The organism is Bdellovibrio sp. HCB117, assembly GCF_047305915.1.
GTDB classification, from domain to species: Bacteria; Bdellovibrionota; Bdellovibrionia; order Bdellovibrionales; family Bdellovibrionaceae; genus Bdellovibrio; species Bdellovibrio bacteriovorus_B.
This window is the reverse complement of record NZ_CP178622.1, coordinates 2,045,733-2,068,282: the sequence shown is the minus strand read 5'-3', so window position 1 is coordinate 2,068,282 and position 22,550 is coordinate 2,045,733. Positions and strand designations below refer to the sequence as shown.

The following is a 22,550-nucleotide window of genomic DNA, read 5'->3' as shown; positions in this document are numbered from 1 at the left end:
ATGAATAGACTTGCACTCATTTTATTGCTTCTTCCGATCAGTGTTTTTGCCCAAGACGCAGAGACAGTTCCCACAGTGGAAACTCCCGCAACCACCGAGGCGGCAGAAAGCCGCATTGAAGGCATTCAGGTTCAGGGAAATAAAGAAAATAAAAGTTATCAAGAAAGTACGGAAAGTATTTCGGTCCTAAAAAGCAATGAAGTTGATGCTCCCGTGCAGAAAGATTCTTTGCAGGTCATCAATGCGGCTCCGAACGTCACCGTGAACAAAAATGACGACAGCTTCAGTATTCGCGGTATCAACAATACGGGCGTAACGGGATTTCAGAAAGACAATTTATCTTCAGTTATTATCGATGGCGTTTTTCAAACAGATCTTGCCATCAAAGCCGGAAGTTTCGAATTGTGGGACACAGAACAGTTGGAACTTTACCGTGGACCTCAGTCGACGACTCAAGGCGTGAACTCCTTAGCCGGAAGCATTTTGCTATTTCATAACAAACCTTCGGATCAAAACGAGGTGGCGGGACGTTTAGGTTATGGCAGCTACAATCGCTTCAATCTTGCAGCTTTAGGAAATACGGCATGGCTAGAAGGCGCCCTTAAGGGACGTATTTCTTATAGTCACGATCAAGACGATGGCTTCATCAAAAACGTTACGACAAATAATTCAAAATGGGGCAAAAAATCAAAAGACGCTCTTACTGTGGATTTGGTTTACGACCTGAATGCCACGGACTTCCTGCGCTGGAATACAAAACTATTTCAAAACGAAACGGGCGGAAATTATGTGCAAAGCACCAACCCGTTTGATTATGAAGTGAGCGAAGATGTTGATTCTGATAGTAAGACAAACAATCAACAGACTTCTTTGACTTACTCAAAACAAATCAATGAATTTTGGAGAAACGAAACCATCGCGGCTTACTCGATGGCAAAAAATGACGAGACCAGCGATGCTGACGGTACCAGCAACCCGACGGCAGGCGTTCGCACTGAAGAGCATAACGACCGCTTTTTCAGCATTGAGAACCTTTTGAAATACCAAAGTGCCGATGTGAAAAATGTTTTAGGTTTCCATGCTCACGACTATTATCTGAAAGACTACGCTCACTTTAATATTCTTTATCCTTTAGGTGGTAACGTCTATACGCCGATTGATTCTGTTCAAGAGACAGAGAAGTACCGCACAGTTTTTGCCCTGTTTGATTCTTACCTTTGGAAATTTTCAGAAAATCAATCTATCAACTTAGGTCTGCGCTATGAGTTTGTAAAAAACAAATACGGTGCCCTGGTTGACGCTAAACGAACTCAGAACTTAGGTGGCGGCGTGAATGCCGTTATCGATAATTACTTAAACAGCGTTTCTGGAAGATACGAAGACACGGATGATAACTCTATTCTTCTTCCAAAGGTCGCGTACACGATCACTCAAGGTCAGCATACCTACGGTCTGACCTATTCTGAAGGCTACAGAACGGGGGGCCTCAGCATTAATCGTAAGCGCGCTCAGGTGGATAAGTACGATCCCGAAAAAACGAATAACTACGAGTTGTCTTACAAGCTCGCTGAAAGTTTTGGAACTCTAAGTTCGAATGTCTTTTATACCGACTGGCAAGATCAACAGGTTTTGGTTCAACTTTCTAGTGACATCTTTGATACTCAAGTTGTGAATGCTGCTTCGTCTGAACTTTATGGTGCGGAAGTCGAGTTGACAATGACTCCGGCCGTACGCCATCAAGTCACGATCGGCGCGGGTTATGTAAAAACGCGTTTCAAGGACTTCGTCAGCGGAACCAAGGACTACTCAAACAACGAATTCCCTTTTGCACCTAATTGGACCGGTAAAATTAATTATGGTTATCAGGTCAGTGCTGAATGGACCGTCACAAGTACACTTCGTTACTTGGGAACATCTTACGGTAATGCCGAAAATACGATCGACTCTCCAGAACAATTCTATTGGGATGGCAGCCTTCAATATGCTCTCAGCCAGTGGAATATGGGTGTGGATTTATACGTAAGAAATATTCTGAATTCGCAATATGTGATTTATGACCGCACGTCTTCTATCGGTGGCCAGACGGTGAATTACAAGCAAGTCAATTCACCTCAAGAGCTAGGCCTGAATTTGTCATGGTACTTATAATCTAGAATCAACCTTTGTTGCGCAGTTCACGTAAGTAAGTGAACTGCTGTACATTGCGCGCTAACAAAAAGGGATTGACCTTTTTTTCGATAAAAAGTTTTAACGGCACACTTGGGATATCAAGTCCTCTTCTATTGGTCAGTTCATTTTCGTAAAGTTCTAAATCTTCGTCATCGCCCGTAATGGGAGAATCATCTAAACTTGAAAGCATCTTACAGAATTGCAGATTGGTTTCCGTGTATTCGTGAGTGCAATAAACCAGTGTTTCTGGCGGTAGCGCTTTAATACGTTGCAAGCTGTGATACATCTGATCGTAGGTACCTTCAAAAAGACGTCCACAGCCTAAGCCAAACAGCACGTCTCCAGAAAAAAGCCACTTTTTATCTGCGCACCAATAAGCGACATGTCCCAAGGTATGACCGGGAAGCTCCATCACGGCAAAGGAAAAGTTTCCAAGTTGAATCTTGTCGCCCTCTTGCACATATTCAGAGGCAAAAGGAATTTGATTTTTATTCTTTAAAGGCGCATAGACGGGGGCTTTAAAAGCCTGCACCAGATCCTTCACTCCGCCAATATGATCATTGTGATGATGAGTCAGTAGCACCCCGTTTAAAGTGAGGTCGCGATCTTTTAAGTACTGAACTAGAGGCGCCGCTTCGCCTGGGTCCACAATCAAAGCCTTGCGCTCGTCTTCATCAAGTAAGATGAAGACGTAGTTATCTTCAAAAATGGGGACGAGTTCCACTCGCAGTAGGCCTGAGCTCATCCCTCTATTGTCCCTTTTATTTTCGGGGAGGACAAGACCTAGGTGGGATTGATTGATAACAATAACTGGCCTTGGACGATCACCGACTTCCCTCTAAAATAAGTGTTCCTATGAAAATCAAAGTGGAACTCGAAGGCCGAGATTTAATTGAAGTGGACTGTGAAGGTGAAGATCTTCAGAAACCGGGAGCTATTAAAAAAGTCTCTATTTTAGGTTGTTCTGAATTCATGGGAATGATGCAACAGATGCGTCGCCATTTTGGAAACGATCTTAGTAAATGGCCTGTGCCAGACGGTCATGATCACTCCAGTCTTTTGCTCAAAGAAATGATTTTAAAATTGCGGGGAGAATGGAATTTTCCCTATGACGAAGAAGAACTTTGTCACTGCCGAAGTGTTCCCGCTCATACGGTGGATCAAGCCATCGTTGCTGGGGCACATTCTCCCGAGGTCGTCACTCGTCAGACGTCAGCAAGTTCTAATTGCGGTACTTGTCGTCCCAATGTTCAAAAAATCATTGATTATCGTTTAGGAAGAAAGACGGCTTAGTCTTTCTTAGGGCCGGGGCCTTTTCCGGTCAGGTCCTCGGTTATTTTATCGGGGAATGTCCCATTTTTTAGGTAATATTCTAAGAGGGGACCCAGTTTGCGACGGCACGATCCTCCGCAGGGGCCAACACCGGCTGAGGTCGTATCGAATATGTCGTTCAATGTATGAGCGCCATTGCGAATAGCTTCTTCAATGGTTTCCCGGTTTATATTGTTGCAGCGACAGATGATTTCGCTCTTCTTTTTAGCGTCCATCTCACGATTGTAATGCCGTGCAATGCAAAAGGGTATGGCTACAAGCCTAAAGTGCGGTGCGTTATATTGCGTTGATAAGTCCAGGAGAATCCTGTAAAACAAGTGTCCTTCTAACAACGGAGAAGAAATGGCCACTAATACTACTGATAAACTTCCCATGACAATTCGCGGAAAAGCGATGCTTGAGGCCGAACTCAAGAAACTTCTGTTGGAAGAAAGACCTTCTGTGATCCGCGCGATCGAAGAAGCCCGTGCTCAAGGCGACATCTCTGAAAATGCAGAGTATGAGTCCGCAAAAGAGCGCCAGGCTATGATTGAAGGACGTATTGCTGAAATTCAGGGCAAACTTGCCGGTGCTGAAGTTATCGATACAGCTCAAATCAAAGCAGATCGCATCGTTTTTGGTGCGGTTGTTCAGATCGTGGACACGGAATCCGAAGAGGAAGTGACTTACCAAATCGTGGGAGTCGATGAATCTGACGTGAAAGCTGGTTTGATTTCCATCCTTTCTCCTTTAGCGCGTGCTTTGATCGGTAAACGTGTCGGTGACACAGTTACGGTGCAAAGTCCCAAAGGTGACAAGGAATTCGAAGTTCTTAACTTCCACTATAAGTAATTTTCTTTGAAAAGACATTGTCGGTCCATGGCCTCCAAGAGACAATAGGTCATGGACTCGCGCAAACGCTCTTACTCTCGATCAGCATCTGATAAACATCTCATTGCAGAACAGCCTGGAATGGTCATTCTTATTTCAGGCTTTTTATTGGCGTTTTTCATCGGCTACACAACCAAATCATTGTTGTCACCATCGCGAGTGGCAACACGAATTGAAAAAGCAGCAAGCCACATCCACAAAGACATTAAAGTCACATTCAATTCAGCTCACTTCAGCTTGGCTGATGGCATCCTGCCTCGTATCGCTGTGATCATCACCGGTGTGCGCATGGAATCCGCGAAAGAATGTTGGGGAGCTCCGGTCCTGGAAGTGGATGAACTGCGTTTGCCATTTTCATTCTTAAACGTCTTGCGCGGTCGTGGTCCGATTAAAAACATTGAAGCAAATCTTGTTCAGTTGAACCTTCGCAACAGTATTAAGGACTGCGCCGCCGAAGAGATAGAGCAACAGCAAGGGAGCGGAGCGGTGTCTGCGCCGCTAGTGACACTCACTCCGTCTGAACCATCTACAAAATACCGCAACGACATCAGTGGAGTTTACGTACAAAAGCTGCGTATCACCGCTGAAAAGTATCCGCAGTATTATTCTGAGCTTCTAAATTTTGCAGTGAAAGTAAAATCCTTTGAACCGCGCGTGATTGAACTCACAGCTAAGAGTCATCTTCTTAAAGACGATCAAGTGGGGGACTATCTTTCTCACGCTAATCTGTACATGCAATATAAAGAGTCTCCGGAGGCCACGGTGCAAACGCACTTCTTCGGAAACTGGCGTGAGGGTCACTATAGTATCATTGCAAATTACACCATCGACGATCGCATGCTGGCGATTGAATCCGATTTAAAACACATTCCGTTAAGTCAGATCCTGGGCATTCTTCAGAAATACAACCTGGCTTCGAAAGATTTAAATGGACGCCAAGTCTGGATTTCTTCTAAAGCCCGTATGATGGGGGCCGTGGATGATCTTTATAAAATCCCCTTGGAAGTGCGTGATCTAAGATTGGAAGGCGACTTAGGTGAAATGAAGGTCGATAAGATCGATATCACGGCTTTGGAGCCCTTGAAGTACACTCCGATCATCGTCGATGTAAAGCGATTGGATATCGCGAAACTTTTGGTGTTGCTCAATCGTCCTAAGGATACCTCTGTTCTTGGCGAGCTCGGGAGTTTCACGGGGCGCGCCGAAATTCATTCGGATCGAAAAATGAAAATGTCTGGCGAGCATCGCGGACTAGAATTTGTTTTTTCAAATAAGGGTCAAAGAGAAACTCAAGTTATCGAAAACATGGTCGGCGACATCAGTCTTGATGGTGACACTTGGAACTTTCAAGTAAAGCGGGTTGAACCACGCGGCGGTGTTTTTATTGGCGATGTGAAAGTCAAAGCTGATCGCGACTTTGAAGAAATAAATATCAAAGCCGGAGTAGATGAAATTTCTTTTGCGGCCCCTGTGCAAAGCTTGATGACCAATGGTGGAGAAATCGGTCTGGTCAGCATCGACGGAGATATCCGTTTGAAAAAAGGACAGCTGGATTTCCTCAAAGGCCTGGTGCGTGTTGATGCGATGAATGTCGAGGGCATGCAGTTTAATAAAACCAAAGCTACTTTGGATTGGTCCCATGGTGAAGTTCAATTGAATACTCAAGTACGCAGTCTGAAAGTTAGTTCCGCTTCTGCAGGGGCGGGAATTTTAAAACATGTGACTGAGCCTTCTTGGTGGAATCAAAACGCATTAACTATGTCGGATCTGACAGGGCAGTTTCAATTCAAAAGTCTTAAGAATTTAACCTGGAAGAACTTTCAGGCACAGACCGGTAAAAATGGCCGCTTGGTAACGGATGGATCTTGGAACGAAGAAGGCCGTTTAAAGGGACATGTGCACAATCGGGATGGTAAAGTTCATCGTCGTTGGGTGATTGAAGGAACGCGGGAAACGCCGGTATTCGTTGAAGACAAGAGGAAGTGATGATTTTTCTTGTCTTTCTTTTACTGATTGCACTTTTTCTTTTCTATAAGCATCTCACTTGGAAGGCTTTGCCATGGCCTGACGGAGCAGTGAAGCCGCCTCCTTATCAGGGCCATCGTGGTTACTGGAAAGGCGGAGCACAAGAAAACACTCTGGCCTCTTTTGAGGCAGCCAAACAGCGCGGCTTGATGATGATCGAATTGGATATTCGCTTGTCGGGAGACGGAGTGCCGGTTGTCTTTCACGACACAGATTTAAAACGTCTTAAAGAGATCGAAAAGATCGTTGTGCAAATGTCGGCTGCCGAATTAAGAGCCGAAGCGGATGCTCCCAGTTTGGAAGAAGTTTTTCAATCGAAGCTCGTTCCGTCGTTTATTAATATCGAGCTAAAGACATCAGCCATGTGGGATGGAGCCCTGGAAAGGGCCGTCGCTGATCTTATTAAGAAATACAAGATGGAAAAACGGGTGCTCTTTTCAAGCTTCAATCCCTTATCCTTATGGCGCTTAAGTCATCTCCTGCCTGATGTACCGCGTGCTTTGTTAGCGACTCAAGAAGACGAGCCCGAAAATAAAATTTATTTAAAACATCTTTGGTTTGCACCTTACGTGCGCATTCACGCTTTACACTTGGATCATCACTACGTGAGCGTTGAAAATGTAAAGCAGTGGCTGAATAGAAAAGTACCCGTGGCGCTTTGGACAGTGAATGATAAAGAAAAAGCGGAAGCTTATCTAAAAGCAGGAGCTTTGAGTATTATTTCAGACACATTGGGAGAAAAGCCTTCAGCAAATTCGTGAAGGCTTCCCGATAAAACAATTAAGAATTCTGTGTTTCTGTTTGTTTTTGTGATTGAGTCGCTTGCTGTGATGTGTGGTTCACTTGTTTGTGATCCTGGATGTCTTTAGGGTCCACGTCGATTTCGTTAAGACCTTGTTTAAAACCACGGATGGCTTTACCCAAACCTTGTCCTAACTGTGGAAGACGGCTTGGTCCAAAGAAAATCAAACCAAGAATTGCAAGAAGTAGAATGTGTGTAAGGCTAAACTCACCCATGGGGGTTCCTCCCAGAAATTTCTTTAAGAATACACTTTTTAGACCTGTCTGGGAGGAAAATCAACGAGAACGGCGGTTATTCCACGGGCATTTCGACGATTTCAACCTGATCCGCGTCAGAGGCTTCTTGTTCTAAAGCGTTTGGAGCGTCTTCAGAGCCCACAGCAACGACTTTTGTACCTTCAGAGACGTTTTGTACAGGGGCCGTTTCCATCGTAACAGCGGTTCTGCTAGGAAGTTCTTTAGCAATACCTTTAACTGGTCGAGCGGCTTGAACTTCTTTAACAGTCGGAGCTGAGTTTTTAGCGGATTTCTTACCGCCCATCTTTTTCAACTCTTTATCGTATTTGGCTTTCAGCTCAGAAAGCTCTTTTTGATAGTTTTTTCGGATTTCTTCGACCTGGTTATTGCGAGCCTCAGTGATACAAGCAGAGTAAGTTTGCATCGCGATTTCTTTAGCGGAAGCTCGGCATGTGAGTTCCGCCGAAGTTTGCTGAGTAAAAGCATTCGCACCAAACAAAATTGTCGCAAAAAATGAAAGAATCGTTTTCATAAGTTACCCCATTCAATCATCTTCCTAATCCAAGATCCGTGCCGTTCCCTTGTGGCGCAGAAGGCGTTAAGAGGTTAAGTCCCTTGTGTTTTTTACACTGCTGTACAGACAATTGGCGTCGTCCTGGGGGACTGCTCAATTACATATGGCATGTGGGTGCGGCCCAGTTAAAATTAAGGGACGAAGGGGGTCGCCGTGAAAGTGCTGCTCACCTTACTTATTTGTCTGTTTATAAATGGCTCCTATGCCCAAGACACCTTTGTGCAAAGAAGTAATCGGCCGGCTATTCCCTGGGCTGTGGTGGATCTTCCTCCCTTTTATATTTTGTCGGGACCCCATATCGGAGAAGGTCGCATAGATCGAATCCGTGTTCTGATCCAGAAAGAGCTGCCAGAAATTCAGTTCGTTGACATGAATATTGGTATTGGTCGCGCTGTAGAACTATGGAAGATGAATAAAGAGGTCTGTTATGGAGCGGCACTGAAAACCAAAGAACGCATGCGTTGGGCTTACTTTACAGTATCCGCGTTTCAGCCGGGCAGTGAGCTGATGCTTGTGACCATGAACCGCGCTCTGTTAGAAACTCCCGCAAAAAAAGTGTCTTTGAAGAAACTTCTTCGAGAGAATCGTTGGAAGGGTTTCATCCCTATGGAAAGATCTTACGGAGAGGTCATCGATAAAATCATCAAAGAGAACTATGTCCCTACGAATACCAAAGATCCTCGGATTTTGACTGCTGATTTCGGGAGAATTCTTAAAATGGTTGCCAAAAAAAGATATGATTTTACGCTCGAGTATTCTTCGGTAGTCAATGCTTACAACGCACGTAATATCACGGAACCTGCTTTAATGATGAAGCCCGTTCTTGAATCAACGAGTTATGTTCCTCTTCATTTTGCGTGCACGAAAAACGAGTGGGGACGGGATATGGTACAAAAAGTCGATCAAGCCATGCAGAAGATCGCGCTCACGAAGGAATATCAAGAGGCCGTTGAGGCATGGATGGAGCCTCAGACTTTAAAGAAGAATCAACAGGCCCTGCAAGAGTTTTATCATCGCAGGGCTCAAGGACCTTGGAATACTCTTAGCGACGAATAGCTTTTGGATCGATGGCGTTTTGTAAGCCGTCACCCAGATAATTAAAGCTGATCGTCGTAATAAGAATCATCACGCCGGGAAGAATTGCTAGGAATGGAGCTTGGTAAATAAGTTCTTGCGCATTATTCAGCATATTACCCCAGCTTGGCATTGGTGGCATGATACCTAAGCCAAGGAAGCTCAAAGCGGCCTCAAAAAGGATGGATTCACCCACTCCCAATGTGATGGAAACAAGAATGGGAGCAATCACGTTCGGGAACATGTGGCGAACGATGATGGTGCTGTCTTTCGCACCCAAGGTTCTTGCAGCCAAAACGAATTCGCGCTCACGAATCGAAAGAATACTTCCACGTACTAAACGAGCCACCGTCATCCAAGAGAAAATACAAAGAATGATAATCATCTTAAAGACACTCTCATTCGATGTACTTACCAAGGCTTTCAGCCATGGGATCTTGGTCAAATCAATAGCGGCAATCACGATAAGAACCGGGATGTGTGGCAAAGAAAGAAGCGCATCTGTCACGCGCATCAAGACGGTGTCGATCAATCCTCCATAGAAGCCGGCAATACTTCCGATAAGAAGTCCGACCAGCGCAGAGGCAATCGCCACAAGAACGCCCACACCCATGGAAACACGTGTGCCGTAAACAAGACGGATGAATACATCGCGACCTAGTTCGTCCGTTCCAAAAAGATGGAAAGTCTCAAAGTTTTTAAACAAAGAAATCAAGCCCGTCGCTTCCGCGACATTCAAAGACTCAAGATGAGAAACCGCTTGTTTAACATCTTGAGCGGCCAATTCATAAATCGCATCGGCTTCAGCAACTTGAACAACACCTTTTTCAACCAGGGCTTTTTGAATTTTGTCAGCAATCTCTGGGTTTACGGTGATGTAGCGTTCGATGTCAGTTTCACGAACGTCTTGACCGACTTGAGCAGTTGTCATCGGAGCTAAATAGCGATTTCCGACGTTTTGTGCATCCGGATCCAGTTCTGTCAGGCTTTGGATCTGATTGGCGAAGATAGCGATAAACATCAAGAAGCTGATAACCACGGCGCCCGCAACAGCCGCTTTATGCTCCATAAACTGAGTCAGCACCATCTTCCACATAGGTTGGGCTTTTTCAATCTTGGCGCGTTCCTCTTGAGAAAGGCCAGTGTCGATTTCAATCTCATTCATAGTGATTTCATTTGAACTCATCGTCTTAGCCCTTATTGATACGAAATTCTTGGATCTGCAAATCCATACAAGATGTCAGCCAGTAGATTCGCCAAAAGAACCATGCTGACAGAGATAACAAAAGAAATCATCGCGACGTTGTAGTCGTTCCCGATGATAGAGTCGTAAACCAACTTACCAACGCCTTGGTAAGCAAAAACTGTTTCTGTTAGAATCGCACCCGAGAAAAGACCCGAGAAGCTTAAAGCCAGGATCGTGATCAATGGAATTAAAGCGTTTCGGAAACCGTGCTGCCAGATCACGCGACGACGTGAAAGACCTTTGGCGCGTGCTGTGCGGATGAAGTCATTTCTCATGGCTTCAAGCATTGCAGAGCGGGTGAAGCGCGAAAAGCGTCCGATTTGTTGAATGGCCAAACTGAGGACCGGAAGAATCAAATAAATCGAGCGATCCGCAAGATCAGCCCAAAATCCCATGGGGCCTGCACCAATAGTTTGTGTGCCGCCCGCAGGAAGAATAGGGATCTTCACGGCGAAAATAATAATCAAAACAATCGCCAACCAGAAGGAGGGAATGGAGATGCCGGCAAAAGAGAAAAGATTCACGAAGTAGTCTGTCTTACTTCCTGGTTTAAGTGCCGAGATCACACCTAGTGGGATTGCAATTAAGAGTGAAAGCGTGAGTGACGCAAAAGAAAGAATAAATGTGTTCCAAAGACGAGGTCCCATAAGCTCTTGAACAGGAACACGGTAGGTACGGCTGTAACCCAAATCGCCCTGAGCAATGGAAGCCACCCAATTTGCATATCTTTTATAAACAGGTTGATCCAAACCGTACAATGACTTCAGACGGGCTACGTCTTCAGCCGTGATTTTAGGATTCGAAGCGACCATCATGTCTACAGGATCCCCGGGCATTAAGCTCATCAAATAAAAACACACGTAGGAAAGCACAACAATCACAGCGAGTGTTTGTAAAATTCTACGGGTAATAAATGTAGTCATGATGGTTCCTCACTCAAAGCTCTGTCTTGGTTTCAAAACAGAGCTTTAAAAAATATCTTAATTCAATGACCAGTCTTCTACGTTGTTTGTTTCGTAGAATTGATGGCCTGACATTTTGTAGTTCTTCAAATTCTTAGGTGTTACAGAAATATCTGAACGGTAGTAAAGCGGAAGCACTGGAACGTCCATTGTGTACGCTTTAAGAATGTCGTGAACTAGGTTTGTACGTTTTGAAGCGTTGAACTCAACGTCCAAAGCATCCAAGTTTTTATCCACAGTCGGATTTGCCCAGCCGTGGAAGTTTTGCCCCGACCAACCGTTAGAGCTGTTAGGGATCGCTTTAGAAGAAACTGTCGAGCGTGGGCTGTTTTCAGGTGAAGAAACCCAAGCAAACAAAGCCAAGCCGTCAAACTTACGTTTTGTCATAGTTTCAGCAAAGAACACACGCGCCGGTTCGTTTTTCACAAGAACTTCGATACCAGCCTGTTTCCATTGGTTTTGCAGGTAAACCTGAACAAGCTCGCGAGTTTTATTACCCGCCGTAGTTTGGAATACCAAAGAAAGGCGTTTGCCATCTTTTGCACGGTATCCATCTGCACCCATTTTCCAGCCAGCTTCATCCAAAAGTTTACCAGCTTCACGCTTTGAGTAGCGGTACACTGTCACAACTTTTGGATCGGCCGTGAACCAAGGGTCTTTCGGAGATACGTTGTGAATTGCCACTTGTTGTTTGCCTTCGAAAAGCGCTTTTACCAAGTCATCGCGATTGATGGAGTAAAGAAGAGCTTTACGTACACGCACATCTTTCAAAATAGGGTTGTCCAATTTAAGGTCGATGTGTTCGTAAGTCACTGAAGGAACAAAGTGAACGTCGTACGGAAGGTTTTCTGTTTTAGCTTTCTTTTCAAAAGCCAAAGCCTGGTCGAAATCCAAACCCAACGTAGAGATCATGTCGATCGTACCAGAACGAAGATTTGCCTCCATTGTTCCTGTATTAGGAATCAACTTCACGATGATTTTTTTGATCTGAGGTTGTTTTCCATAGAAATGTGGATTTGGTGCAAATGCCACATGCGAACCCAATTTTACTTCAGAAATCACGTAAGGTCCGTTGTAAAGACCTGGATTTGTTGCATTACGTACGTAGTTTGAGTTCTTTTCGTAGCCCTCTTTTTGTTTTCCGTATTTATCAAACACCGCTTTTTCGATGTGAGTTGGAACCGGGAAGAATTGAGCCAGCTGATAGAAATCCCATTTTGCTTTGTCGTACTTGAAAGTACATTTCTTAGGGTTTTTAGGATCAATGTCGATTTTTTCAACTTGAGTCCAATTTTCTTTTTCACCCACGCTGACATTGTTGCTCGTAGCAATCGTATGAGCCGTGATGAAGTCTTGGCAGATTACAGGCTTTCCGTCGCCCCATTTTGCGCCTTCAAGAAGTTCCCACGTCGCGACAACTTTCTTTTTTCCTCCGTCGTCAATAATCTTCGCTGTGCCTTTGTCCAAAGAAGGAATTTCTTTAGCCAATTGAGCCACCCATTTACCTTCTGGAGTGAGGTTCACTAAAGAGCGACCTACCAAACGGTACATGTAAGCAGAAGCTGACATGGTCATGATAAGCGGATTCATCGTCTCAAATTCTTGAGAGATTCCGATTTTAAGCTCATTGTTTGTTGGAGCAGCCAAAGCCTGGCTTGTAAAGCCAAAACCCGCTACCAGCATGAGTCCTTTCGCAAACTTATTCAACATACGTACTCCTTGTTGATTAATAATAATTCCCCAAAAAAATAACTATTTTGCCGTCGTCAACCAGCACGCTTTTTGATGCGTGCCTTCGCCCTCTAGAACCGGAATCTGTGAAGCACAGACGTCCATCTTATGTGGGCAGCGCGGATGGAAGGTGCAGCCCGATGGAGGGTTGATAGGACTTGGAACTTCTCCGCCTAAGGACTTCTTCATGATTTTTTTACCGTGACCTACGCGAGGAATCGCGCTGATCAAAGCTTGTGTATAAGGATGTTTTGGGTTGCTGAAAAGCTCATCGCGGGTCGCTATTTCCACGATTTTACCCAAGTACATCACCGCAATCCGATCGCAGGTATGCTCGATCACTGAAAGATCATGAGAGATAAAGATATAAGTCAGGTTTAGTTTCTCTTGAAGATCCTTGAGTAGATTTAGAATCTGTGCCTGAATAGAAACGTCCAAAGCGCTCACAGGCTCATCACAGATAATCAGTTCAGGATTTAAAGCAATCGCGCGCGCGATGCTAATACGTTGGCGTTGACCACCTGAAAATTCATGCGGGTAGCGATTGACGTGGGCTTTGCGAAGCCCGACAAGTTCAATCAATTCCAAAACACGGGCATTGCGTTCCGCGGGAGTTCCCACATCGTGAATGTCCATCGGCTGACGAATGATTTGTCCTACAGTCATGCGCGGATCCAAAGAGGCGTAAGGATCCTGGAAAATCATCTGCATGTTTTTGCGTTTTTTACGAAGAGCTTCACCTTTGAGAGTTAAAAAGTCCTGGCCGTCAAAGCTGATCGCGCCACCCGTGGGTTCGTAAAGACGAATCAACGTGCGACCCAGCGTGGATTTGCCACAACCAGACTCGCCCACAAGTCCTAAGGTTTCACCCTTACGAACATAAAGGGACACGTCGTCGACAGCTTTGACGCTGGCCACTTCACGCAACAAAAGACCTTTGCGGATCGGGAAGTGCTTTTTAATGTTTTTTGCATCAAGAATGATATCGCTCATTGTCTTCCCCGCAATTAAAGTGGATTAAAGCAAGCCACGTTGTGACCCGGTTTGATTTCCACCAAAGGTGGTTTGTTCGCCGTGCATTCGCCTTTAGCGCGAGTGCATCTGTTTACAAACGGGCAGCCGCGCGGAAGATCAAAAGGAGCAGGTACGCTGCCTTCAATTGTATTCAAACGTTTCACTCTCTCTCCGAACTTAGGACGGGAAGAGATCAATGCCGCAGTGTAGGGGTGGCGAGGGTTTAAGAAAAGCTCTTGGGTTTCAGACTGCTCACATGTTTGTCCGCCGTACATGACTAAAACGCGATCTGAAATTTCAGAAATCACACCCAAGTCATGGGTGATGAACTGAACGGTCATATTGAACTTCGCTTGCAGAGTTTGAATCAGCTCTAGAATCTGCGCTTGAATGGTTACATCCAAAGCCGTCGTCGGTTCATCGGCGATAAGGAATGTCGGATCGCAGGAAAGAGCCATAGCGATCATAGCTCTTTGTCTCATACCGCCTGAAAGTTGGTGGGGGTAGGCGTTATAGCGTTCCTCCGGTGAAGGAATGCCGACAAGACGGAGCATCTCAATCGCACGTTCTTTGGACTCTTTTGGTGAACACTTTTTGTGTTTCATAATTTGTTCATCCATCTGATAGCCGATGGTAAGAACAGGGTTTAGGGCGGTCATGGGCTCTTGAAAGATCATGGCCATTTCGCCGCCACGAACTTCAGCCATTGCCCCTTCAGAAAGTTTCAAAAGGTCGCGACCGTTTAATAAAACTTGGCCACCGGAAACTTGTCCCGGTTTTTCGATCAGGCGCATCAAAGAATAAGAGGTGACGGATTTACCGCTTCCGGATTCGCCCACGATGCCCAAAGTCTGCCCTTTTTGGATGGAATAACTGATGTTATTCACCGCGCGCACGGGGCCGGCGTTGGTATGAAAGGTCGTTTCTAAGTTTTTAACTTCAAGTACTGGAGTTTGCACCGTCACATGTCCTTCTTAAAGAAAGCGTCGTGTTTCTAATTCTTCCAAAATGGAAAGGCTGCCTTTTTTTAAAGCCTTACCGATAATTCCCGTGAGTTTATCACTAAAACTCTCATGATGTTCGTACTTTACTTTAACTATTTGATGCTGTTGTGAAAGATCGAGCAAATAATCGTCGCTGGTGCGAATTTCATCCACCAAGCCTTTAGCGATAGCTTGTTCACCGTACCAATATTCGCCAGTCGCGACCTCATTCAAATTGAGATTCGGACGGAATTTGTGAACGAAGTTCTTAAACAAAACGTGAGTATCCTCAAGTTGTTCTTTAAATTTTTCTTCACCCTTTGGAGTGATTTCTCCCAAAAGACTGACCGTGCGTTTGTATTCGCCCGCTGTGTATTCTTTGAAATCCACATCGTGCTTTTTAAGAACACGGTGAAGATTGGGAACTTGAGCGACGACGCCGATAGAACCCACGATCGCAAACGGCGCGCAAAGAATTTTATTGGCCGTGCAAGACATTAAGTAGCCGCCGCTTGCAGCGACTTTGTCCACACAGATTGTCAGGGGAATTTGTTTTTCACGGATGCGCAAAAGTTGAGAAGCCGCCAGTCCATAGCCATGAACAACGCCTCCAGGACTTTCCACGCGAACCACGACTTCGTCTTTGGGTGTGGCAATCGTCAAAACCGCTGTGACTTCTTCGCGCAGGTTTTCAACCGCTGAAGCTTTCACGTCACCTTCGAAATCAATGAGGAAGATTTTCTTTTCTTGATCGCGGGATTTGTTTTCAGAACTCTTCTTTTCTTCTTTAAGTTTTTTACGCAACTCTTTGCGTTCGTTCTTGGTTAGAGTTTGCGCTTTAAGAAGGGTTTTAAAGTTTTTGTATTTTTTGTGAAGAAGTTCGACCTGAATTTCGTTTTTATGACCGGCCTTCGCCGCGACCATGGCGATCACCAAAATGACGGCGATGATGGCAAAAAGAATCAAAAATGTCTGCGCTGCGAAAATACCAATGTGTTCTAATGCGTTCATGAGGCTCCTTCGAACAAGGGCTTACGTTATTCAGGAATTGGCCAAAGGTCGAGCATCTTTTTTGTTTGCTCAAAAAAATTCTGGGAGCCTGATAAGCTGGTGCCAAGATGATCCATTCACGCGCGTTTTTCATCAGCATTGTTGTAGCTCTTTTTTGTGCCAGCTCGTGGGCGCAAAATGCTGAAATTGAACGCCTTTCCGGTTTTGCTCAGCATCAAAAAAATCTCGATCAATTCGACGTTGCTCGTAGCAAAGGGGAACGTGCTCATCTCGAAGAAGAAGAGCAGTGGGAAAATCAAAAGCTGCGTGCGCTTGAAGATTACAAAACACGAAAAAGTTCCGTGCGCATGAGTGAGGATGGCCCGGAAGCGCAAGCTGATGCGGCTGCTAAGAAAAAAGTGGCGCAAGAATATGAAAATTCTCGCGAACAGTATGCCTCCCAAAAATCAAAACTTACAACGATTGACCGACAAGCCCTGCATTTACCAACAGAAGCCACCGAGTTAGGTCTGGATGAATTGCGTCCGCGTTACGATTATCGCAAGCGAGCGATGTTCGGTGCGCAGACGAAATTTGGTCGTCCCGGGTCTTCTTCAAGCTCAGGTGGAAGCAGTGGATTTGGTGGGGGAGGAGGCTCTTCATTCCCGCCGCCGCCTACATTTGATGATTTCGGGGGAGGAGATGGAGGTTACGTTCCGGCTCCCAATATGTCTGATGATTTCGGTGATGTTCCACCGCCGCCGCCGCCACCACCTCCAGGATTTGGAGATGATTTTGGAGGCTTCCAAGGCGGATCTGACTTCCCACCGCCGCCGCCTCCACCACCCCCTTTTGGTGATGAGGGTGGGGAATTCTAACTTTCTTTAATGAGTTCTTCTGTTGAAAGACCGGAGAACTCTTTGATGCCTCGCATGAGATACCAAAAGATTCCCAAGAGAAAAATAATAGAAGGAACCATGATGATGGCCATCGACCACGTCGTCATCTCCGCAATTTGATCGTTGAGCACTAAGGACTGCGCTTCCGATGACAAGTTTGAATCGATATTAATGAAGATACGTCGTGCCAGTACGAAGTTACAAACCGCACTGAATGCAAAAGAAAGAGAAAGCCATATAGTCGCCTTTCTCATGTGATCGTGAAACTCAACCTGTTTGCCATGTTCTTTCAAACGGTCTTCAAGCAGATCTACTTTCATGATCGACGGATTTAAAAACAAGGTCTCGATAAACGGACGCTTCGTGAACGCCGAACCCAAAACGAAAAGTCCCACAAGAGCTGGAAAGGCCGCCTCTTTAACCGCGAACCAAAAACCGTGCAGACCCATTAAAGCCAGGCCGCCCGTCAAAAGCACATTCAGAAGACCTAACGCTGAAAACGCGTTGGCTTTTTTGCGTTTGATTAAATCATAAGCGCCGTAGCCCAAAGGGAATGCCAAGGCTAGGATCAATGCCCAAAAGGGGCCGATGAATTTGCTTAATTTATTTAAAATTAAAACGGGAAGTACGATATTGAAAACGAGGTTCAAAAGCCCGTTTTCCTTTGGCGGATTTTCTTGGACAGATTGCATCCCAGCATAGTTGTCGGCTTATGCTAAAAAGGCAAGCTGCGCTGTGCGTAGAAATGCAAATTAGCACACGGACTACTTATCCATTAGAAATGGACTAACATGGGCTATGCCTGAATTAGCCGAAGTCGAAACAGTCCGTCGCCGTATCGAAGAGCAGCTGAAGAAAAAGAAAATCAAAGAAATCACTTTGGATAAAAGTGACCGGCACTTTTTCGCTTTTGCTCCTGTCAAAGAAGTCGAAAAAGCTTTGGTCGGTGCGCGCATAACTGGGGCTGGTCGTAAGGGAAAGTATTTTTGGATCGAGTTGGATCGCAAACCCTGGCCGCTGATTCATTTGGGAATGAGTGGCAACACGACATTTTTAAATCCCAAAATGAAAGGATCTTCCCACGAACACACGTGGGGAGGAGCGCAGCTTTGGAAAGAGCGCGATAAAAAACTTATTGAAAAACTTTGGTTCAGTCGTCTGCTTTTACATCTAGAAGGTGGAGTTGAAATGTCCATCGTCGATCCACGTCGCTTCGGTCGTATGTGGTTGACGGATGATCCGTGGACTCATCCACGCATTAAAAAGTTAGGCTATGATCCGCTTTTAGATTTTCCCTCGGTGAAAGTCCTTTCGGAAAAATTAAAGAAGAGAAAAAAGGCCATCAAAGCGGTTCTTTTAGATCAGGCTCTCTTCGCTGGAATTGGAAATTGGCTGGCCGATGAGATTTTATATCAATCTAGAATTTCGCCACATCACTTGGCTTCGCAATTAACGCCCGCTCAAATGAAAAAGCTGCACCAACAAACTCTCGCGGTCGTCAAAAAAGCCGTTGCGGCGGACGCAGACTACGAGAGATATCCTAAAACCTGGCTCTTCCACAAACGCTGGGGAAAATCCAAAAACGCCAAAACTTCCAAAGGAAAAATTGTGCACGAAGAAGTCGGCGGCCGCACCACCGCCTGGGTGCCCGGATGGCAAAAATAACCAAAAGGTGTCAGAGACTTTTGGAGTTCGAGCCCTGCTTGTTAAAGGCTGATCAAAGTCTAAGACTGGAATCAGTTTTGCGCTGCGACTGGTCAAATTTCTAAAATGCACTATTATAAAGAGCATTGCCACAAAGGTGGGTGCTCAAATGCCTGAACTTCCAGAGGTCGAAGTCGTTCGCCGCGGATTAGAAAAAATCCTTAAAGATGAACCCATTTTAGAAAAGATCGAGTTGAAAAGACCCGATTTGCGCGAGCCTATTCCTGCTAAAAAACTAAGCACGTTGGTGGGTGAAAAGCTTTTGTCCGTAGAAAGAAGAGCGAAGTATCTTCTGCTTTGGACGAAAAAAGGCGCGATGCTTTCACATTTGGGAATGACGGGGACTTGGAGGGTGGCTCCTCCAGGCGATGAGCGGTTGCATGATCATATCTATCTTCATTTTTCCGGAAATCTACGCCTGGCGTACAGGGACCCGCGCCGTTTCGGCTATTTTGATTTCGTGCAAAATCCCTTAGAACACCCGAAACTAAAGGGTTTGGGGCCAGAGCCTTTAACTAAAAACTTTAGCGGTAAAGAACTGTGGGAAAGCCTGCGCGGGAAAGACGTCGCCATTAAAGTCGCGATTATGGATCAAAAAATCGTGGTGGGGGTGGGGAACATCTATGCCAGTGAAGCCTTGTTTGCGGCGGGGATCAAGCCCGCTTTGCCGGCGCAAAAGCTGTCTCGTGAACGCGCGGACGTTCTGGCAAAAGAGATTAAAAAAATTTTATCTCGGTCCATCGAACTCGGTGGATCATCGATCAGTGACTTCGCTCAAGCCAGTGGAGAAAGCGGCTATTTTCAGTCGACTTTCCGAGTGTATGATCGCGCAAAACAACCGTGTGTGACTTGCGGGCAACAGGTGAAATCCAAAGTTTTGGGCGGAAGAAATACGTTCTGGTGTTCAACTTGCCAAAAATAATTTTAAAAATTCGTTTGCTATCCGGCGGCACTTTTGTGTAATTTGGTCCTTAGTCGAGTTTTAAAACAAAAATGCGGACCTTCTCGAAACGTTAAAGAACGTGGCTGAGTGGAATGCACAAATTAATAAACGAAGGGACAACAACAATGAAAGCAATCGTTATCGCTGCTTTGCTAGCACTTTCTTTCACAACTGGTTTCACTTGCTCTAAAAACCAACCTGCTGAGCAAGCACCTGCAACTACTGAAACAGCTCCTGCTACTGAAGCAGCTCCTGCTGAAGGTACTCCTGCAGCTACTACTGAAGCAGCTCCTGCTACTACAGAGACTGCTCCTGCAGCTCCTGCTGGCGAAACTAAGTAATTTTAGCCTTACGGCGAAAATAGCTTAGAGCTACAAACGAAGCCCTCGAAAGAGGGCTTTTGTTTTTTCTCAGACTCTTCCTCACGTTTTTTTCCATCCCCATCATATATAGACGAGCGTCTGAAGCGCTTGCACATCCTCACATTCCAGAGTCTAATTACTGTGTATCAATTTAAAGGATTAAAGGAGATACATCGTGGATTCTATCAACTCTCTTTATGGGTTTTTCTTAGAGAGCTGCACATGGGCCTGGGTTTTAGGCTCCGTCGCTCTTCTGTTATTTGTCGGGTTCTTTGGCAGCCCGCTCATCGTGTGGACGATCGCACTCGCAGCGATTCTGTTCGGTTTCGGTGCTCCAACATGGTTGTGGATTGTGTTCGCTGTTTTGGCAGTGATCTTCAACATTCCACCAATCCGCGCGGCCCTTGTGACTTCGGGTGTGTTTGGCATTTTCAAGAAGTTTGAATTCTTGCCAAAAATCTCTGACACAGAAAAAGCGGCATTGGATGCCGGTGTTGTGTGGGTAGAGAAAGATCTTTTCTCTGGTAAACCAAACTTCACAAATTTGATGAATGAGCCGTATCCAAGTTTGACGGCTGAAGAAAAAGCCTTCATGGATGGCCCGGTGAACACGCTTTGTGCGATGATCGATCACTGGCAAATCTATAAGACAAAAGAAATTCCACAAGATATCTGGGATTACATCCGTAAAGAAAAATTCTTGGGCATGATCGTTCCGAAAGAATACGGCGGTTTGGGCTTCTCGGCTCTTTGCCACTCTGAAGTGATCATGAAACTGTCTTCGCGCTCAATCTCTGTCGCGATCCAAGTGATGGTTCCAAACTCTTTGGGCCCTGCAGAGCTTCTTGCTCATTACGGGACTGACAAACAAAAAGACTACTGGTTGCCTCGTTTGGCGGACGGCCGCGAGATTCCTTGCTTCGGTTTGACAGAGCCTACAGCGGGTTCGGATGCCGGTGCGATCACATCAACAGGTATTTTATTTAAAGACACTGATGGTAAAATTAAAATCAAATTGAACTGGAATAAACGTTGGATCACTCTAGCGGCGATTTCTTCAGTAATTGGTTTGGCATTCCGTCTTCGTGACCCTGAAAATCTTTTGGGCAAAGGTGAAGACGTAGGTATCACTTGTGCTTTGATTCCTTCTAAAACTCCAGGTGTCGTTCTGGGCCGTCGTCACGATCCATTAAACACTCCGTTCTACAACTGTCCAACACAAGGTAAAGATGTTGTCGTCGACGCTGAAGAAGCTATCGTCGGCGGTCTTGGTGGTGCCGGTCGCGGTTGGATGATGTTGATGGAATGTTTGGCTGCAGGTCGCGGTATCTCATTGCCAGCTCAAGCAACAGGCGGCGCAAAACTTGCGACTCGCGTGACGTCAGCTCACTCTGTGGTTCGTCGTCAATTCGGTGTTTCTATCGGTAAATTTGAAGGTGTTGAAGAGCCTTTGGCTCGTATCGGTGCTTCCACATACGCTCTAGAAGCCATGAGAATCTACACTTTGGGTGCCCTTGATAAAGGTATCAAACCAGGTGTGATCACGGCGATGCAAAAATACTATTCTACTGAGATGGGCCGTAAGTCGATCAACGACGCGATGGACATCATGGGTGGTGCTGGTATCTCTATGGGACCTCGCAACGTTTTGGCTGAAATCTATATCGCAACGCCAATCGGTATCACTGTTGAAGGTGCGAACATCATGACTCGTACTTTGATCATCTTCGGTCAAGGGGCTCTTCGTGCGCATCCATTTGCTTACGCGGAAGTGAAAGCTTACGAGGCGAATGACTTGAAAGCGTTTGATAAAGCATTCTTCGGTCACATTGGTCACATTGTGCGTAATACATGCCGTGCGATCCTTCTTTCATTGTCTCGTGGTTACTTGGCAGCGACTCCAGACTGTCATCCACAGATGAAAATCTACTTCCGTCGTCTTTCTTGGACTTCAGCAACATACGCTTTGCTTGCTGACGTAGCGATGGGCGTTTTGGGTGGATCTTTGAAAATGAGAGAGAAAATCACAGGTCGTTTTGCTGACATCTTGGCAAATATGTATATCGCGACTTCGATCCTTCGTCGTTTCGAAGCAGAGGGTCGTCGCGAAGAAGACTTGGCTTTTGTTCACTACAACTTGAAATACAACATGGCTGAAATCCAAAAAGGTTTCGATGGTATCTTTGACAATTTGAAGATCCCAGGTCTTCGTTGGTTCTTCAAAGGTTGGATTGGTGCTTGGTCTCGTATCAACTCTATCGGTTCACAAGCTTCTGATGGTTGGTCACATGCCATTGCTTCAGCAATGATGAAAGAAGGCGGTATTCGCGATCGTTTGACAGCGGGTATCTACATGCCAACAAATCGCAATGATCAATTGGGTCGCCTTGAATATGCAATGTCAGTGACTTTGCAAGCCGAAGCGGCAGAAAAGAAAATCAAGAAAGCGATTCGTGATGGCGCTCTTCCTAAGAAGAAAGCGCATCTATTGTTGGACGAGGCTAAAGGTAAGAATATTATTACTGAAGCTGAGTATAAACTTATGCAAGAAGCCGAACCAGTTCGTTATGACGCTATCTTGGTGGATGACTTCTCTGAAGAGCAGTACCACGCAAATAAAGTTCTTTAATTTTG

The 22,550-nt window shown here is 45.5% G+C and carries 22 protein-coding genes; 11 read left to right on the top strand and 11 right to left on the bottom strand.

Going from position 1 to position 22,550, the window contains the following annotated elements:
• Positions 1-2,148: a TonB-dependent receptor gene (locus ACLWBD_RS09910; RefSeq protein WP_413568065.1), complete on the top strand. Its 2,148-nt coding sequence runs from the start codon at positions 1-3 to the stop codon at positions 2,146-2,148.
• A gap of 7 nt (positions 2,149-2,155) precedes the next feature.
• Here the strand turns inward: ACLWBD_RS09910 and gloB are convergent, their stop codons facing one another.
• The gene (gloB, locus tag ACLWBD_RS09905) at positions 2,156-2,914 is read right to left on the bottom strand and encodes a hydroxyacylglutathione hydrolase (protein WP_063206815.1); all 759 of its coding nucleotides are present in this window, start codon (positions 2,912-2,914) and stop codon (positions 2,156-2,158) included.
• Positions 2,915-3,024: 110 nt separating this feature from the next.
• Here gloB and ACLWBD_RS09900 point away from each other — a divergent pair, with 110 nt between their 5' ends.
• On the top strand, positions 3,025-3,462 hold the full coding sequence (locus tag ACLWBD_RS09900; protein ID WP_063206817.1) for a bacterioferritin-associated ferredoxin: 438 nt from the start codon (positions 3,025-3,027) through the stop codon (positions 3,460-3,462).
• Here the strand turns inward: ACLWBD_RS09900 and ACLWBD_RS09895 are convergent.
• Positions 3,459-3,716 carry a bacterioferritin-associated ferredoxin gene (locus ACLWBD_RS09895; protein WP_413568064.1) on the bottom strand — a complete coding sequence of 86 codons (258 nt, stop codon included), beginning with the start codon at positions 3,714-3,716 and terminating at the stop codon, positions 3,459-3,461. The genes ACLWBD_RS09900 and ACLWBD_RS09895 overlap by 4 nt on opposite strands.
• 127 nt (positions 3,717-3,843) lie before the next feature.
• On the opposite strand from ACLWBD_RS09895, the gene greA reads away from it, so the two are divergent.
• The 3 genes from greA to ACLWBD_RS09880 are packed head-to-tail and all read left to right on the top strand — an operon-like array spanning position 3,844 to position 7,157.
• Positions 3,844-4,332: a transcription elongation factor GreA gene (gene greA / locus ACLWBD_RS09890; protein WP_063206819.1), complete on the top strand. Its 489-nt coding sequence runs from the start codon at positions 3,844-3,846 to the stop codon at positions 4,330-4,332.
• A 51-nt stretch (positions 4,333-4,383) separates the two neighbouring features.
• Positions 4,384-6,357, top strand: a complete 1,974-nt coding sequence (locus ACLWBD_RS09885; protein WP_413568063.1) for a hypothetical protein — start codon at positions 4,384-4,386, stop codon at positions 6,355-6,357.
• Entirely contained in the window at positions 6,357-7,157 is an 801-nt protein-coding gene (locus tag ACLWBD_RS09880) for a glycerophosphodiester phosphodiesterase (protein ID WP_413568062.1), read from the top strand. Before ACLWBD_RS09885 ends, ACLWBD_RS09880 begins: the two co-directional genes overlap by 1 nt.
• 19 nt (positions 7,158-7,176) lie before the next feature.
• On the opposite strand, the gene ACLWBD_RS09875 is transcribed toward ACLWBD_RS09880, so the two are convergent.
• A complete protein-coding gene (locus tag ACLWBD_RS09875) occupies positions 7,177-7,413 on the bottom strand; it encodes a twin-arginine translocase TatA/TatE family subunit (protein WP_063206825.1) in 237 nt (78 codons plus the stop codon).
• Positions 7,414-7,489: 76 nt separating this feature from the next.
• Positions 7,490-7,966: a hypothetical protein gene (locus ACLWBD_RS09870; protein ID WP_413568061.1), complete on the bottom strand. Its 477-nt coding sequence runs from the start codon at positions 7,964-7,966 to the stop codon at positions 7,490-7,492.
• A 195-nt stretch (positions 7,967-8,161) separates the two neighbouring features.
• Between ACLWBD_RS09870 and ACLWBD_RS09865 the strand changes: the two genes are divergently transcribed.
• On the top strand, positions 8,162-9,064 hold the full coding sequence (locus tag ACLWBD_RS09865) for a TIGR02285 family protein (protein ID WP_413568060.1): 903 nt from the start codon (positions 8,162-8,164) through the stop codon (positions 9,062-9,064).
• Here ACLWBD_RS09865 and ACLWBD_RS09860 read toward each other — a convergent pair.
• Genes ACLWBD_RS09860 through sohB form a run of 6 tightly spaced genes read right to left on the bottom strand, consistent with a single transcriptional unit; the run spans position 9,051 to position 16,029 of the window.
• Positions 9,051-10,268, bottom strand: coding sequence for an ABC transporter permease (locus ACLWBD_RS09860; protein WP_063206834.1), 1,218 nt, complete (start codon positions 10,266-10,268; stop codon positions 9,051-9,053). The genes ACLWBD_RS09865 and ACLWBD_RS09860 overlap by 14 nt on opposite strands.
• An 11-nt stretch (positions 10,269-10,279) precedes the next feature.
• Positions 10,280-11,251 carry an ABC transporter permease gene (locus ACLWBD_RS09855; RefSeq protein ID WP_063206837.1) on the bottom strand — a complete coding sequence of 324 codons (972 nt, stop codon included), beginning with the start codon at positions 11,249-11,251 and terminating at the stop codon, positions 10,280-10,282.
• 57 nt (positions 11,252-11,308) lie between these two features.
• A complete protein-coding gene (locus ACLWBD_RS09850; protein WP_413568059.1) occupies positions 11,309-13,000 on the bottom strand; it encodes a peptide ABC transporter substrate-binding protein in 1,692 nt (563 codons plus the stop codon).
• A gap of 42 nt (positions 13,001-13,042) precedes the next feature.
• On the bottom strand, positions 13,043-14,014 hold the full coding sequence (locus tag ACLWBD_RS09845; RefSeq protein ID WP_063206843.1) for an ABC transporter ATP-binding protein: 972 nt from the start codon (positions 14,012-14,014) through the stop codon (positions 13,043-13,045).
• Positions 14,015-14,028: 14 nt separating this feature from the next.
• The gene (locus tag ACLWBD_RS09840; RefSeq protein WP_413570732.1) at positions 14,029-14,994 is read right to left on the bottom strand and encodes an ABC transporter ATP-binding protein; all 966 of its coding nucleotides are present in this window, start codon (positions 14,992-14,994) and stop codon (positions 14,029-14,031) included.
• A gap of 15 nt (positions 14,995-15,009) precedes the next feature.
• Positions 15,010-16,029, bottom strand: a complete 1,020-nt coding sequence (gene sohB, locus ACLWBD_RS09835; protein WP_413568058.1) for a protease SohB — start codon at positions 16,027-16,029, stop codon at positions 15,010-15,012.
• A gap of 107 nt (positions 16,030-16,136) precedes the next feature.
• Between sohB and ACLWBD_RS09830 the strand changes: the two genes are divergently transcribed.
• Positions 16,137-16,886, top strand: coding sequence for a hypothetical protein (locus ACLWBD_RS09830; RefSeq protein ID WP_413568057.1), 750 nt, complete (start codon positions 16,137-16,139; stop codon positions 16,884-16,886).
• Here ACLWBD_RS09830 and ACLWBD_RS09825 read toward each other — a convergent pair.
• Positions 16,883-17,599, bottom strand: coding sequence for a VC0807 family protein (locus ACLWBD_RS09825; protein WP_413568056.1), 717 nt, complete (start codon positions 17,597-17,599; stop codon positions 16,883-16,885). The two genes, ACLWBD_RS09830 and ACLWBD_RS09825, sit on opposite strands and share 4 nt — an antisense overlap.
• Positions 17,600-17,705: 106 nt before the next feature.
• Here ACLWBD_RS09825 and ACLWBD_RS09820 point away from each other — a divergent pair, with 106 nt between their 5' ends.
• The 4 genes from ACLWBD_RS09820 (at position 17,706) to ACLWBD_RS09805 (ending at position 22,545) form a co-directional block, all read left to right on the top strand.
• Complete coding sequence (locus tag ACLWBD_RS09820) at positions 17,706-18,572, top strand: Fpg/Nei family DNA glycosylase (protein WP_413568055.1); 867 nt, start codon at positions 17,706-17,708, stop codon at positions 18,570-18,572.
• A 148-nt stretch (positions 18,573-18,720) separates the two neighbouring features.
• Positions 18,721-19,533 carry a bifunctional DNA-formamidopyrimidine glycosylase/DNA-(apurinic or apyrimidinic site) lyase gene (gene mutM / locus ACLWBD_RS09815; protein ID WP_413568054.1) on the top strand — a complete coding sequence of 271 codons (813 nt, stop codon included), beginning with the start codon at positions 18,721-18,723 and terminating at the stop codon, positions 19,531-19,533.
• 146 nt (positions 19,534-19,679) lie between these two features.
• Positions 19,680-19,895 (top strand): hypothetical protein, encoded by a 216-nt coding sequence (locus ACLWBD_RS09810; RefSeq protein WP_063206864.1) that lies wholly within the window; start codon positions 19,680-19,682, stop codon positions 19,893-19,895.
• Between the two features lie 196 nt (positions 19,896-20,091).
• Positions 20,092-22,545 (top strand): acyl-CoA dehydrogenase, encoded by a 2,454-nt coding sequence (locus ACLWBD_RS09805; protein ID WP_373997575.1) that lies wholly within the window; start codon positions 20,092-20,094, stop codon positions 22,543-22,545.
• Positions 22,546-22,550: the final 5 nt, after the last annotated feature.

What these genes read in the sequence shown, in the direction of transcription:
- ACLWBD_RS09910 (WP_413568065.1), top strand. Translation starts at nt 1, where the DNA reads ATGAATAGACTTGCACTCATTTTATTGCTTCTTCCGATCAGTGTTTTT.
- gloB (WP_063206815.1), bottom strand. Translation starts at nt 2,914, where the DNA reads ATGAGCTCAGGCCTACTGCGAGTGGAACTCGTCCCCATTTTTGAAGAT.
- ACLWBD_RS09900 (WP_063206817.1), top strand. Translation starts at nt 3,025, where the DNA reads ATGAAAATCAAAGTGGAACTCGAAGGCCGAGATTTAATTGAAGTGGAC.
- ACLWBD_RS09895 (WP_413568064.1), bottom strand. Translation starts at nt 3,716, where the DNA reads ATGGACGCTAAAAAGAAGAGCGAAATCATCTGTCGCTGCAACAATATA.
- greA (WP_063206819.1), top strand. Translation starts at nt 3,844, where the DNA reads ATGGCCACTAATACTACTGATAAACTTCCCATGACAATTCGCGGAAAA.
- ACLWBD_RS09885 (WP_413568063.1), top strand. Translation starts at nt 4,384, where the DNA reads ATGGACTCGCGCAAACGCTCTTACTCTCGATCAGCATCTGATAAACAT.
- ACLWBD_RS09880 (WP_413568062.1), top strand. Translation starts at nt 6,357, where the DNA reads ATGATTTTTCTTGTCTTTCTTTTACTGATTGCACTTTTTCTTTTCTAT.
- ACLWBD_RS09875 (WP_063206825.1), bottom strand. Translation starts at nt 7,413, where the DNA reads ATGGGTGAGTTTAGCCTTACACACATTCTACTTCTTGCAATTCTTGGT.
- ACLWBD_RS09870 (WP_413568061.1), bottom strand. Translation starts at nt 7,966, where the DNA reads ATGAAAACGATTCTTTCATTTTTTGCGACAATTTTGTTTGGTGCGAAT.
- ACLWBD_RS09860 (WP_063206834.1), bottom strand. Translation starts at nt 10,268, where the DNA reads ATGAGTTCAAATGAAATCACTATGAATGAGATTGAAATCGACACTGGC.
- ACLWBD_RS09855 (WP_063206837.1), bottom strand. Translation starts at nt 11,251, where the DNA reads ATGACTACATTTATTACCCGTAGAATTTTACAAACACTCGCTGTGATT.
- ACLWBD_RS09850 (WP_413568059.1), bottom strand. Translation starts at nt 13,000, where the DNA reads ATGTTGAATAAGTTTGCGAAAGGACTCATGCTGGTAGCGGGTTTTGGC.
- ACLWBD_RS09845 (WP_063206843.1), bottom strand. Translation starts at nt 14,014, where the DNA reads ATGAGCGATATCATTCTTGATGCAAAAAACATTAAAAAGCACTTCCCG.
- sohB (WP_413568058.1), bottom strand. Translation starts at nt 16,029, where the DNA reads ATGAACGCATTAGAACACATTGGTATTTTCGCAGCGCAGACATTTTTG.
- ACLWBD_RS09830 (WP_413568057.1), top strand. Translation starts at nt 16,137, where the DNA reads ATGATCCATTCACGCGCGTTTTTCATCAGCATTGTTGTAGCTCTTTTT.
- ACLWBD_RS09825 (WP_413568056.1), bottom strand. Translation starts at nt 17,599, where the DNA reads ATGCAATCTGTCCAAGAAAATCCGCCAAAGGAAAACGGGCTTTTGAAC.
- ACLWBD_RS09820 (WP_413568055.1), top strand. Translation starts at nt 17,706, where the DNA reads ATGCCTGAATTAGCCGAAGTCGAAACAGTCCGTCGCCGTATCGAAGAG.
- mutM (WP_413568054.1), top strand. Translation starts at nt 18,721, where the DNA reads ATGCCTGAACTTCCAGAGGTCGAAGTCGTTCGCCGCGGATTAGAAAAA.
- ACLWBD_RS09810 (WP_063206864.1), top strand. Translation starts at nt 19,680, where the DNA reads ATGAAAGCAATCGTTATCGCTGCTTTGCTAGCACTTTCTTTCACAACT.